This window comes from Luteibacter sp. SG786, assembly GCF_011759605.1.
Lineage (GTDB): Bacteria > Pseudomonadota > Gammaproteobacteria > Xanthomonadales > Rhodanobacteraceae > Luteibacter.
Genome location: NZ_JAAOYX010000001.1, coordinates 2,295,587 through 2,308,190, shown reverse-complemented (window position 1 = coordinate 2,308,190; position 12,604 = coordinate 2,295,587). Strand labels below are relative to the sequence as shown.

Genomic DNA, 12,604 nt, shown 5'->3' with positions numbered 1-12,604 from the left:
CTCAGACGATCCAGCGGCCGTCGCGCAGCCGCGGCGCCGCGGCGCGCGCCTGCCAGTCGGCGTCGACGGTGGCCACGTCGTTTTCGAACGTGGCCAACAGGATCGGACTCGCGCCAAGCAGCACCACACGGCGCACATGCCCGGTCTGGGTGCGCGAAAGTTGCCGTAAAAGCGCACCGTCGGTGGCGCTTGGCACGCCCTGCGGCATGTCGAGCAGGTATACCCCGAAGTGGAGGCTTTGCAGGATGTAGCGCAGGGCATCGCCGAGTCGCTGGCAGCCGGGAACGCGCATCTGCGCATCGCGCAGGCTCGCCAGCCCCTCGCCGTGGCGCCACAGGTACACCGCCTGCCCGGTGCGCCGCGCCACCAGGCGGAACTGTTCCACCAGCAGGCCCGGGTCGTTCGTCTTGAGCGCCACCAGCGGCCCCGAGGCCGACAGGATGCGGTCGAAGATGTCGTTTCCTACGCTGGAATCCATGTGGGGGTCGGGCGGCTGACGAGCGCGAAGTATCCGCTCTTTGCCGGTCCCTGCGCCAGCGGCGAACCGGGCGCTCCCGGACGACCGTACGGCGGGGTATCTCGCATTCGGCCCGGCGGAAAGGTAAGGTGGTGCGCTCATTCGCCACCGCACGATCCGCCATGTTCGAAGGACTTCGATTCAAGCACTGGAAGACCAGCGAGGGCGACGACGGTATCGTCGTCCTTACGCTCGACCGCGAGGGCTCCAGCGCGAACGCGCTGTCGCGCGAGGTGCTGGACGAACTGGACACCCTCGTCGAGAGGCTCGCCATCGAGGCCCCACGCGGCGTCGTCATCCATTCCGCCAAGCCGATGGGCTTCGCGGTGGGCGCCGACATCCGCGAGTTCGTCGAGTACGCGCAGACTGGCGCCGTACTCGAGAACATCGAGAACGGGCAGCGGGTGTTCGAGAACCTGGCCCGCCTTCCCTGCCCCACCGTCGCTGCCATCCATGGCGCCTGCATGGGCGGCGGCACCGAACTCGCGCTCGCCTGCCGCCTGCGCATTGCGGCCGACGACGACGCCACGAAGATCGGCCTTCCGGAAGTGATGCTCGGCATCCACCCCGGCTGGGGCGGCAGTGCGCGTCTCCCGCGGCTCATCGGCGCCCCGGACGCCCTGCCGGCCATGCTCACCGGCAAGCCGTTCAACGCACGGCGAGCCAAGGCCGTCGGTCTCGTCGACCGTCTCGCCCGCCCCGACGAACTTCTTGCCGAAGCGCGCGAACTCGCCCGCCGGCCGGTCGCGCGTCCGTTCGCACAGCGGGCGAAGGGATGGGCCACCAACACCTTGCTCGCACGTGCCGTGCTTGCGCCCATGGTGCGCAAGCAGACTGCCGCCAAGGTGCGAAAAGAGCACTACCCGGCACCGTTCGCGCTCATCGATACCTGGGCACGCGGCGGCGGCAGCATCCAGCAGCGCCTGCGGCTCGAGGCGAAATCGGTGGCGAAGCTCGCCACGACACCGACTGCGCGCAACCTCATTCGCATCTTCTTCCTGCAGGAACGCCTGAAAGGCCTGGGCGGCGGTGTCGACCACGGCATCTCGCACGTGCACGTCGTCGGCGCGGGCACGATGGGCGGCGACATCGCCGCGTGGTCCGCACTCAAGGGCTTCCAGGTCACCCTGCAGGATCGCGAGGCGCGATTCGTCGAGCCTGCCATCGCACGCGCACGCGGCTTGTTCGAGAAAAAGCTCAAGGCGCCGGCGAAGGTCGAGGCCGCCATGGGTCGTCTTCGTGCCGACGTCGAAGGCAGGGGCGTGGCCGAGGCCGATCTCGCCATCGAGGCCATTTTCGAGAATCCCGAGGCGAAACACGCCCTCTACGCAGCCATCGAGCCGCAGTTCCAGGCCGACGAAATCCTGGCCAGCAATACGTCGTCCATTCCGCTCGACGAACTACGCCAGGGACTGAAGGCGCCGCAGCGCTTCCTCGGCCTGCACTTCTTCAATCCCGTGGCGCAGATGCCCCTGGTTGAAGTGGTACGCCACGACGCGCTCGACCCGGCGATCGAGAAGCGCGCCCTCGCCTTCTGCAAGGCGATCGGCAAGCTGCCGGTGCCGGTGAAGGGCACGCCGGGCTTCCTCGTCAATCGCATCCTCATGCCCTACCTGATGGAGGCCATGCGCCTTTACAACGAGGGTGTGCCGGGCCCGGTACTCGATCGCGAGGCCAAGAAGTTCGGCATGCCGATGGGGCCGATCGAACTCGCCGACACGGTGGGCCTCGACGTCTGCGCTTCCGTGGGCCGCGAGCTTGCACCGTTCCTCGGCCTGGAGGTTCCGCAAGGCCTGGAAGAAAAACTCGCCGCCAACAAGCGCGGCAAGAAGGACGGCGAAGGCCTGTACGTGTGGAAGGACGGCAAGCCGGACAAGCCGGAAGTCGATCCCGATTACGTTGCGCCCGCGGACATCCAGGACCGCATGATCCTGCCGATGGTCAACGAAGCCATCGCCTGCCTTGCCGAGAACGTCGTGGACGATGCCGACCTGCTCGACGCCGGCGTCATCTTCGGCACGGGCTTCGCGCCGTTCCGGGGCGGCCCGATCCAGTACGTGCGCAGCGAAGGCGTGGCCGTGGTGCGCGAGCGCCTGGCCAGGCTGGAGCAGGCCCACGGTGCGCGCTTCGCGAGGAAGGAAGGCTGGGACAACCCGGAGCTCTCGGCGCCGGCGGCGTAACCCCCGCGGCGAGAGTTTTATGTGGGAGCTTTATGTGGGAGCCGCTTCAGCGGCGATCCCGCGGCAGCGGGCAAGCTTGCCCCAAGCACCCATCGCCGCTGAAGCGGCTCCCACAAGGGCGGATCCCACCTGGTCGCTCCCACAATAGAGGCCCCCGCAACGGGGCCTCACCACATCAGGTCGTCAGGAACGCCGTCGTCGGACTCGTTCACGGCGTTCGGATCGACCAGCAGCGCGATGAACTCCGGCGCGATGCCGCGCAGTTCCTCGATCACCGTCTTCTCGACCACGAGATAACGCCCGCCCTGCTGCACGACGCCCAACTCGCCCGCGTTCAACGCGGCCAGCTGTTTCGCATCGACGTACACACGGCGGATCTTGTCTCCATACGGAAAATGCCGCACCTGGTCGGCATCGGCCAGGTTCAGCGCCTTGCCTTTCAGCAGCTCCTCAACCTTGCGCTTCCGTTCCTTGCGCAGACGAGCCTGTTCGGCCGCCTGGGCCTCCGCCTGCTTGCGCTCGGTGGCTTCCTTCTGCGCCCGGATGGCATAGGCCTTGGCAAGGTCGATCTCGCCGTCCTTGCGCGGTGCCTGCGCGGCCTTGCCGCCCTGCTGCGGGCGGCCGCCCTTGCCGTGCGGGTTGCCACTGCCCTGGGGCTTGCCACCCTGGCCGGGACGCCCGCCCTGGGGTTTGCCGTGCTTCGGCCGGTTGCCGGCGTACGGCTGGCCGCTGACCGAGCCCCCGCTGCCGGGACGCGACGGTGGCGCGGACTTCCTTTTCTCCTCGTGAACTTCCTTCACGAGGCCACTCTTCAACAACTGGTCGCGCAGTGACTCTGCCATCGGTAGGGCTCGTTCAAATACTCAGTAGTGCGGCGGCGGAGGCTCGGTCGCAGGATCGCTGCCCAGGCCCGCACGCATGTTCACAAGGTCCGAGCGCAGGTCGCGCACGGCCCGCTCCAACAGATCGAGCCGACGAGCGATTTCCGCGTCGGCCGACGAAAGCGCATTGACGGTGTCGTCGACAAAAGCGACACGCACTTCGAGCTCCGTCAGGCGCGCGTCTATATCAGACATGCTCACGTCCGCTCAGGCTACGGCCGCGGCCGATGCCGTAATAGGCGATACCGGCTTCTTCCACGGCCGCGGGATCATAGAGGTTGCGGCCATCGACGATCACGGGCGTCGCCAGCAGCGACTTCACGCGCGCGAAGTCGGGGCTGCGGAAGGCCTTCCATTCCGTGACGATAACGAGCGCATCCGCACCTTCCAGGGCTTCATACGGGCGCTCCACCAGTACGAGGTCGTCGCGCTCGCCGTAGATGCGGCGGGCCTCGTCCGCGGCTTCCGGATCGAACGCGCGCACGCGCGCGCCGGCGTCCCACAGCTGCTCCATGAGGCGACGGCTCGATGCCTCGCGCATGTCGTCGGTGTTCGGCTTGAACGCAAGGCCCCACACGGCAACGGTAAGCCCTTTCAGCTTGCCGCCGAAGTGCTTCGAGAGCAGTGCGAAGAGGCGCGACTTCTGTGCGTCGTTCACTGCCTCCACCGCCCCGAGCAGCCGGGCGTCGTACCCGACGGAATGCGCAGTGCGCGCAAGCGCCTGCACGTCTTTCGGGAAGCACGAGCCGCCGTAGCCGGCACCGGGATAGATGAAGTGGTAGCCGATACGCGGATCGGCGCCGATACCCTGGCGCACCAGCTCCACATCGGCCCCGACGTGTTCAGCGATGTTCGCGATCTCGTTCATGAAGCTGATCTTCGTCGCCAGCATCGCGTTCGCGGCGTACTTGGTCAACTCGGCCGAACGCTCGTCCATCACCACCATGCGGTCGTGGTTGCGATTGAACGGCGCATACAGCTTGCGCAGCACGCCGATGGCCTTCTGGCTCGACGCACCGACGATGATGCGGTCGGGACGCAGGCAGTCTTCCACCGCGTCGCCTTCCTTCAGGAATTCGGGATTCGACACGACATCGAAAGGTACGTCCACACCGCGCGCTTTCAGTCGATCCGCCACGGCCGCGCGGACGCGATCGGCCGTGCCGACCGGAACCGTCGACTTGTTCACCACCACCGTGTAGCGGTCGATGTGATCGCCGATGGTTTTCGCCACCGCAAGCACGTATTGAAGATCGGCGCTGCCGTCTTCGTCGGGGGGCGTACCCACGGCGATGAACACGACCTCGCCATGGGCGATGGCCGGAGCGGCATCGGTGGTGAAGGCCAGGCGGCCTTCTGCGTGATTGCGCACCACCATCGGTTCGAGGCCCGGCTCGAAAATGGGGATGTCGCCGGCCTTCAGCCGCTCGACCTTGTTCGTGTCGACGTCGACGCAGACCACGTGGTTACCCATTTCGGCAAGGCAGGCGCCCGTGACGAGGCCTACATAACCGGTGCCGAATATCGTGACTTTCATGTAGCTCCCGATGCGTTCGACGTCGTGTCGTAACGGGCAATTGTATCCCGCCGCCCGACGGCAGCAAACCGGCGTCTCCGCTCGTGGCGAGAAACAAAAAAAAGGGCGCGGATCGCTCCGCGCCCTTTCGATACGTCCGAAGACGCCGGTGCTTACTTGCCGCCGTCAGCCGGAGCCTTGCCAGCCGGGGTGGCTTCCGTCTTGAGCAGTTCGACGTCGAAGATGATCGTCGCGTTCGGCGGGAAGCCGTTTTCCGGCTTGGCGCCGTAGGCGATGCTCGACGGGATGAACAGCTTGTACTTGCCGCCCGTCTGCATCAGCTGCAGGCCTTCGCGGAAGCCCGGGATCACCGCGGCGAGAGGAATCTTCGCCGGGCCGGCCGGCTGGTGGTCGGCGGAGGAGTCGAACTTCTCGCCGTTCACGAAGGTGCCGGTGTAGTTGATGGTAACCGTGTCGTTAGGACCCGGACGCTGACCGGTACCGGCCTGGACGACCTGGTACTGCAGACCCGACGCCGTGACCTTCACGCCCGGGGCGCTCTTGTTCTTGGCGAGGAAAGCGTCGCCTTCCTGCTTGTTCTGCGAGGCGACCTTGTTGTACTCGGCTTCGGCCTTGACCTTCAGCTGGGCGACGAACGCTTCGCGAACGGACTTGGCTTCGGCTTCCGACATGGTCGGCTTCTGGCCCGAAAGGGCGGCCTGCAGTGCCTTGGCGACCGTGGCGGCGTCGACTTCCTTCGCCACGAGCGGCGGAAGCGAGCTGGCAAGGTCCCAACCCACGACATAGCTGGCCTTCTGCTTGTCGACCGGTGCCGCGGAGGCAGCCGGCTTGGCGGCCTGGGCGGATGCGCCCGCGGCCGTACCCAGCGCAACCGCCAGGGCGACGGCCGTCATCGTGGGACGCAAAAAGTGCTTCATTCGATACTCCCTCTCTTGGAAAGATTCGGCGACGCCGCCGGTACACCTCCTTGTGGAGGCGGAAACGCCATTGTGCGGTGGTTCGCGTCCAGCTTGCAATGACGGGGCGAGAGACAGGCTTTCACACGAAAAGTTCAGGAATCTTTCAAGAAATGGGTTACCCGTCACTCCGGGTGGTCCTGCCCCGGTTTTTCCAGGGTGTCCCGGATGGCGGCCTGCAGCCGGGCGTGAACCTGGACCAGCACCCGCCAGAGGAGCCAGGTCAGCCCCACGCCCACCAGAATGAGCACCAGCGCCACCTCCCGGGGAGGCAGGATGGTCGAGGCGAGCGCCGCCACGAGGAGCCCCATCACCGCCATGGCGGCCAGCGGAATGATGCGCCCTAGGACGGAACGGATCCGGAAAGTACGGGCGCCGAAGCGGTCGGGAATGGACAATTCGGCAAGAAGCATGCCCAGCGCGCCCGCCTTCCGGTAGGTCGCCACGATCATCGGCAGGGACAGGAGGGCCGCCATGGACCATGCGAGGCTGCGGCGCACGGTGGGCTCGTCGGTCAGGAGGTCGAGATGGAGGAACCCGCGCCGGTACGCGAAGGCCACGATGATGAACACGGCCACCACCAGCGCCGTGTTGATGACCACATGCCAGACAAGACGGCGGATCATCTTCATCACGATAGCGCCCTGCCCTTGCAGGCCCAGGTTGCCCATCCACTCCGTATAGGCGCCGAACACGCCCGTGACGCGTTTCGGCAGCACCCGCCCCAGGAAGCCGGCCAAAGGGTCGGAGGAACGGATCAGGTAAGGCGTCAGGAACGTGGTGATCGCCGAAACCGCCACCGCCACGGGATAAAGGAAGCCGCTGGTCACCTTGAGGGTAAGACCCAGCGACGCGATGACGAACGAGAACTCGCCGATCTGCGCCAGGCCCATGCCGACCCGCAGCGACGTGCGCCCGTCGTTGCCGGCGACGAAGCTGCCGAAGCTGCAGGTGATCACCTTGCCCAGCACCACGGCGACGGTGACCACCGTGATCGGCCACGCATATTCGAGCAGGAGGTCCGGATCGATCAGCATGCCGATGGCGACGAAGAACACCGCACTGAACATGTCGCGCACGGGCATCACGATGCGCTCGATGCGCACCAGACTCTTCGACTCGGCCACGATCGCGCCGATCATGAAGGCACCCAGCGCCACGCTGTAGCCCAGTTCGGTCACGAGTAGACAGAAACCGAAGCAGATGCCGAGCACCGCCACCAGGAGCACGTCGTCACGGCTCACCTTTGCGATGTAGTCGACCACACGCGGCACCAGGAGCAGGCCGACCACCAGCGACACCGCCATGAACAGGCCGAGCCTGCCGACCGCCGCCAGGGCCTCGCCGGCCGCGACGCCGCCCGTGCTCGCGATACCCGTCAGCAGCGCCATCAGCACGATGGCCAGCAGGTCTTCGACGACGAGGATGCCGAACATCAGCTGCGCGAAGCGTTCGCGCTTCAGCCCCAGATCCTCGAGCGCCTTCATGATGATGGTGGTCGAGGAGATGGAAAGCATCGCGCCCAGGAACAGCGAGTCCATGGCCGACCAGCCGAAGAAGCGGCCGATCTCGTACCCGATCCACACCATCAGCACGATCTCGGCGAAGGCCGCCACCAGGGCGGCGCCACCCACTGCGCGCAGCTTCTTGAGACTGAATTCCAGACCCAGTGCGAAGAGGAGCAGGATCATGCCCAGCTCCGACAGCGTGCGGATGGTCTCTTCGTCGTGGATGAAGATCACCGGCAACGTGTGTGGCCCGACGAGCAAGCCGGCGATGATGTAGCCAAGCACGACAGGTTGCCTGAGGCGCTGGAAAAGCACCGTGGTAAGCCCGGCCACGAGCATCACGGTGGCGAGGTCCTGGATGAAGACGATGCCGTGCATGCGGTTCCCTGTAGATGTATGCGAACAGGTTAACCCGTGCGCGCTCGTTCGCGGCGTGCATCGGCGAACGACGCGAAAAACGAGGTCCCATGCAAGTGCTCGCCGGGCCTCGGCATTCCCGAAGCGTCGAAAAAAAATTCAAAAAAAGTGTAATGAATGCTTGACGGAATCCCGCCCCGGCCGTAATCTTTGCGGCTCCCAAGGGGGCCATAGCTCAGCTGGGAGAGCGCCTGCATGGCATGCAGGAGGTCGCCGGTTCGATCCCGGCTGGCTCCACCAACTTCTAGTACGTCCCCATCGTCTAGAGGCCTAGGACATCACCCTTTCACGGTGGCGACCGGGGTTCGAATCCCCGTGGGGACGCCACTTTCCGGCCCGCCGGAGAGTGTAAAGGACTAAGGAAGTTGGTTGTTGTTGGGAAGTTGGAACGTAAGTGTGGAGCGGTAGTTCAGTCGGTTAGAATGCTGGCCTGTCACGCCGGAGGTCGCGGGTTCGAGTCCCGTCCGCTCCGCCATTACTTCCAAAGAAGAATCCGCCGTCCGGCGGATTTTTTTTGCCTGGAGTTTGCCCAAGCCCGCTCTATGTGGGAGCCGCTTCAGCGGCGATGGGTGCTCGTGGCAAGGTTGCCCGCTGCCGCGGGATCGCCGCTGAAGCGGCTCCCACATGAAGCGGCTGTCGGTAAGCGGCCCCCACAGTTCACGGCTATTTTTCCGCCCGCGACAGCGTCCCGATCGAATGCCCCTGCTCCGCCAGGTATTCCAGCCAGCGGCTGAGGAAGCCATTCATGCGCAGGCGATGCTGGAACACGGTGTGCGCCGGCGGGAACGGCCCCAGCACATGCGTGAGCTTGCGCCCGGGATGGCAATGCATCGCCTCCGCCACGTGCGCGTCGGTGTACATGCGCAACTGGGCCGACGGCGAGGGCTGACCCGTCGTCTCGTCGAGGAAGTCGTAGGTGAGCTCGAGTTCCAGCGTGTAAGGGTGTTTTTCCTGGATCTCGAGCAGGACCTTCAGGCCATCGTCCACGTCCGACACATAACGCCCCGGCGCCAGCCGCTGCGGAGCGAACAATCGCGCCAGGCGGTGGTAGTTCTCGGCATAGAGCCCCATCAGGAACTCGAAACGTCCCGGAATGAGGGCGGTTGGGCGTTCGACGACGGCAGTCATGAGTAAGGCGAAGGCTCCGTAGGATGCTCGTTAATACATGTGGCGCTCGATACCGAGGTATTCGAAGATCTTGCTCGAAATTTCCTCGATCGACGTGTGCGTGGTGTTGAGGACCGGTATGTTTTCCCGTCGCATCAGCCGGTCGGCCTGCTCCAGTTCCCAACGGCATTGTTTCAACGTGGCGTAGCGGCTGCCGGGACGGCGCTGCTCGCGTATCTGCGCCAGGCGAACGGGGTCGATGGTGAGCCCGAACAGCCGACTGCGATAAGGGCGGAGGCGCGTCGGCAGTTCCAGCTTGTCGAGGTCGTCGTCCGTGAGGGGGTAATTGGCGGCACAGACACCGTAATGCAAGGCCATGTAGAGGCAGGTGGGGGTCTTGCCGGAACGGGACACCCCCACCAGCACCACGTCGGCCTGGTTGTAATCCACATCCAGGCCGTCGTCGTGGGCCAGGGCGTAGTTGGTCGCCTCGATCCTGGCCTCGTAGCGTTCGAAATCCACCAGGCCGTGGGAGCGGTTCACCGCCCCCGACTGCTTGGCGCCCAGTTCGGCTTCCAGCGGTTCGATGAAGGGGGCGAACACATCCAGCATCAGCGCACCGCTTCCCGCCACGATGTCGCACAGGGACCGGGACGTCATGGTGTTGACCACGATGGGGCGCTGGCCGTCCTGGGCGTACTTGGTCTTGATCCGCAGGCAGGCGGCCTCGGCCTTCGACGGGTTGTCGATGAAGGGGAGCCGGTGGGTATCGAACTGCACCCCCTCGAACTGGGCCAGCATGCTGTTGCCGATGGTTTCGGCCGTGATGCCGGTGGAGTCGGAGATGAAGAACACGGTGCGGCGCATCGGGCGTTTTCCCTGCGGGTGGTCCATGGAAGCCACCTTAGCTCAAGACGCCGCAATGACAATCTACCCCCCATGCTCGCTGAACGTTTGTGCATCGCGCCTTGTTTCGCTGCCGATCCGGCCACGACAATAGGCGGATTTTCCAGCGCGGCCCGCCGCCGATCCGACGAACCGATGTGAGGATTTCCCTTTGAGCGACCTGGTACTTTGGCTCGACGCGCTACGCATGACCGACCTGGGCAAGGTGGGCGGCAAGAATGCCTCCCTTGGCGAGATGATCGGCAACCTGGCGAAACTGGGTGTCTCCGTGCCGGGCGGTTTCGCCACCACGGCCGACGCCTTCCAGTCCTACCTCGAGAAGAGCGGCCTCGCGAAGCGCATCGCCGAGCGCCTGGCCACCCTCGACGTGGACGACGTGGACGAACTCACCCGCGGGGGCAAGGAGATCCGCGGCTGGATCGTCGACACCGCCCTGCCCGCCGACCTCGAACAGGCCATTCGCGAGGCTTACGCCAAGCTCTGCAAGGATGCCGGCGCCAGCGACATCGCCGTGGCCGTGCGTTCGTCCGCCACCGCGGAAGACCTGCCGGACGCCTCGTTCGCCGGTCAGCAGGAAACCTTCCTCAACGTGGTCGGCATCGACGACGTGCTGCACAAGGTGAAGGAAGTCTTCGCCTCGCTGTACAACGACCGCGCCATCGCCTATCGCGTGCACCAGGGCTTCAAGCACGAGGACGTATTCCTTTCCGCGGGCGTGCAGTTGATGATCCGCTCCGACGTCGGCGCCTCCGGCGTGCTGTTCACCCTGGACACCGAATCCGGTTTCCGTGATGTGGTGTTCGTTACCGGCTCCTATGGCCTCGGCGAAATGGTCGTCCAGGGCGCCGTGAACCCCGACGAGTTCTACGTCTTCAAACCCACCCTGCGCGAGGGCAAGCCGGCGGTGCTCCGCCGCAGCCTCGGCGCGAAGCAGCAGCGCATGGTCTATTCCGACCAGCCGGGCGAGCGCGTGCGCATCGAGGAAACCCCCGCGCAGGATCGCCACCGTTTCTGCATCGACGATGCCGACGTGGAAGAACTGTCGCGCCAGGCCCTGGTGATCGAGAAGCACTACGGCCGCCCCATGGACATCGAGTGGGCGAAAGACGGCCACACCGGCAAGCTGTACATCGTGCAGGCCCGCCCCGAAACGGTGAAGTCGCGCTCGCACGCCACCACGCTGGAGCGCTTCCAGTTGGGTGAAAAGGGCAAGGTGCTCACGGAAGGCCGCGCCATCGGCCAGAAGATCGGTGCCGGCAAGGCACGCGTCATCCGTTCGCTGTCCGACATGAACAAGGTGCAGCCCGGCGACGTGCTGGTGGCCGACATGACCGACCCCGACTGGGAGCCGGTGATGAAGCGCGCCTCGGCCATCGTCACCAACCGCGGCGGCCGTACCTGCCATGCCGCCATCATCGCGCGCGAACTCGGCGTGCCGGCGGTGGTCGGTTGCGGTAACGCGCTGGAGGCCATTCCCGACGGTGCCGACGTCACGGTTTCCTGCGCCGAAGGCGACACCGGCACCATCTACGAAGGCACCCTGAAGTTCGACCGCATCACGGCCGACCTGGGGGCCATGCCGGAAGCCCCGTTGAAGATCATGATGAACGTGGCGAACCCGGAGCGCGCGTTCGACTTCGGCATGCTGCCGAATGCCGGTATCGGCCTTGCGCGCCTGGAGATGATCATCGCCAGCCATATCGGCGTGCATCCCAAGGCACTGCTCGAATACGCGAAGCAGGACGCGGAAACCAAGGCCCGCATCGATGCGCGCATCGCGGGCTACAAGGACCCGGTGTCGTTCTACGTCGACCGTCTCGGCGAAGGCATCGCCACCATCGCCGCCTCGGTCCATCCGAAGCCGGTGATCGTGCGCCTGTCCGATTTCAAGTCGAACGAATACGCCGGCCTGCTCGGCGGCTCGCGCTACGAGCCGCACGAAGAAAACCCGATGATCGGCTATCGCGGCGCCAGCCGTTACGTCGATCCGGGCTTCGCCGAGTCGTTCGCGCTCGAATGCAAGGCGGTGAAGTACGTGCGCGAGACGATGGGTCTCACCAACGTCTGGGTGATGATCCCGTTCGTGCGCACGCTCGACGAAGGCCGCAAGGTCATCGAGGTGCTGCGCCAGAACGGCCTGGTCCAGGGCGAGCACGACCTGAAGGTCATCATGATGTGCGAGGTGCCTTCGAACGCCCTGCTGGCCGACGAATTCCTCGACATCTTCGACGGCTTCTCGATCGGCTCGAACGATCTGACCCAGCTCACCCTCGGCCTCGACCGCGATTCCAGCATCGTCGCCCACCTGTTCGACGAGCGCGACGCCGCGGTGAAGAAGCTGCTCGCCATGGCGATCAGCACGGCGCGCGAAAAGGGCAAGTACGTGGGCATCTGCGGCCAGGGCCCGTCGGATCATCCGGACCTTGCCGAATGGCTGATGGAACAGGGCATCGAATCGATGTCGCTGAATCCGGACACGGTGGTCGATACCTGGCTGCGGCTGGCGAAGAAAAAGGCGGGCTGAGAAAGAGCCTTCCTTGTTGGGAGGCCCACTGAAAAGGGCCTTCCCTGTGGGAGCCGGCTATGCCGGCGATC

At 65.4% G+C, this 12,604-nt stretch carries 10 protein-coding genes and 3 tRNA genes; 5 read left to right on the top strand and 8 right to left on the bottom strand.

The annotated features are described in order from the left end of the window. Nucleotide 1: 1 nt before the first annotated feature. The gene (locus tag FHS47_RS10580) at nt 2-478 is read right to left on the bottom strand and encodes a hypothetical protein (protein ID WP_167026706.1); all 477 of its coding nucleotides are present in this window, start codon (nt 476-478) and stop codon (nt 2-4) included. Nucleotides 479-639: 161 nt separating this feature from the next. Here FHS47_RS10580 and FHS47_RS10575 point away from each other — a divergent pair, with 161 nt between their 5' ends. Beyond that, entirely contained in the window at nt 640-2,697 is a 2,058-nt protein-coding gene (locus tag FHS47_RS10575; RefSeq protein WP_167026703.1) for a 3-hydroxyacyl-CoA dehydrogenase NAD-binding domain-containing protein, read from the top strand. A 167-nt stretch (nt 2,698-2,864) separates the two neighbouring features. Here the strand turns inward: FHS47_RS10575 and FHS47_RS10570 are convergent, their stop codons facing one another. The 5 genes from FHS47_RS10570 to FHS47_RS10550 form a co-directional block, all read right to left on the bottom strand. Further along, a complete protein-coding gene (locus tag FHS47_RS10570; protein WP_167026700.1) occupies nt 2,865-3,539 on the bottom strand; it encodes a DUF2058 family protein in 675 nt (224 codons plus the stop codon). A gap of 21 nt (nt 3,540-3,560) precedes the next feature. Continuing rightward, nucleotides 3,561-3,773: a SlyX family protein gene (locus tag FHS47_RS10565; RefSeq protein WP_167026697.1), complete on the bottom strand. Its 213-nt coding sequence runs from the start codon at nt 3,771-3,773 to the stop codon at nt 3,561-3,563. Beyond that, nucleotides 3,766-5,115, bottom strand: coding sequence for a UDP-glucose/GDP-mannose dehydrogenase family protein (locus FHS47_RS10560; protein WP_167026694.1), 1,350 nt, complete (start codon nt 5,113-5,115; stop codon nt 3,766-3,768). Before FHS47_RS10560 ends, FHS47_RS10565 begins: the two co-directional genes overlap by 8 nt. A 152-nt stretch (nt 5,116-5,267) precedes the next feature. Further along, nucleotides 5,268-6,032, bottom strand: coding sequence for an FKBP-type peptidyl-prolyl cis-trans isomerase (locus tag FHS47_RS10555; protein ID WP_167026691.1), 765 nt, complete (start codon nt 6,030-6,032; stop codon nt 5,268-5,270). Nucleotides 6,033-6,196: 164 nt separating this feature from the next. Continuing rightward, the gene (locus FHS47_RS10550) at nt 6,197-7,957 is read right to left on the bottom strand and encodes a cation:proton antiporter (protein ID WP_167026689.1); all 1,761 of its coding nucleotides are present in this window, start codon (nt 7,955-7,957) and stop codon (nt 6,197-6,199) included. A gap of 203 nt (nt 7,958-8,160) precedes the next feature. On the opposite strand from FHS47_RS10550, the gene FHS47_RS10545 reads away from it, so the two are divergent. The 3 genes from FHS47_RS10545 to FHS47_RS10535 all read left to right on the top strand — a co-directional run bounded on the left by FHS47_RS10545 (nt 8,161) and on the right by FHS47_RS10535 (nt 8,471). Beyond that, a tRNA-Ala gene (locus FHS47_RS10545) sits at nt 8,161-8,236 on the top strand. Nucleotides 8,237-8,247: 11 nt separating this feature from the next. After that, nucleotides 8,248-8,323, top strand: a tRNA-Glu gene (locus FHS47_RS10540). A 71-nt stretch (nt 8,324-8,394) separates the two neighbouring features. Continuing rightward, nucleotides 8,395-8,471 (top strand) — tRNA-Asp (locus tag FHS47_RS10535). Between the two features lie 188 nt (nt 8,472-8,659). Here FHS47_RS10535 and FHS47_RS10530 read toward each other — a convergent pair. Together FHS47_RS10530 and FHS47_RS10525 are read right to left on the bottom strand one after the other, a co-directional pair. After that, nucleotides 8,660-9,124: a DUF1249 domain-containing protein gene (locus FHS47_RS10530; RefSeq protein ID WP_167026686.1), complete on the bottom strand. Its 465-nt coding sequence runs from the start codon at nt 9,122-9,124 to the stop codon at nt 8,660-8,662. 30 nt (nt 9,125-9,154) lie between these two features. Further along, nucleotides 9,155-9,970, bottom strand: a complete 816-nt coding sequence (locus FHS47_RS10525; RefSeq protein ID WP_167027908.1) for a pyruvate, water dikinase regulatory protein — start codon at nt 9,968-9,970, stop codon at nt 9,155-9,157. A 190-nt stretch (nt 9,971-10,160) separates the two neighbouring features. Here FHS47_RS10525 and ppsA point away from each other — a divergent pair, with 190 nt between their 5' ends. After that, nucleotides 10,161-12,533, top strand: a complete 2,373-nt coding sequence (gene ppsA, locus FHS47_RS10520) for a phosphoenolpyruvate synthase (protein WP_167026683.1) — start codon at nt 10,161-10,163, stop codon at nt 12,531-12,533. Nucleotides 12,534-12,604: the final 71 nt, after the last annotated feature.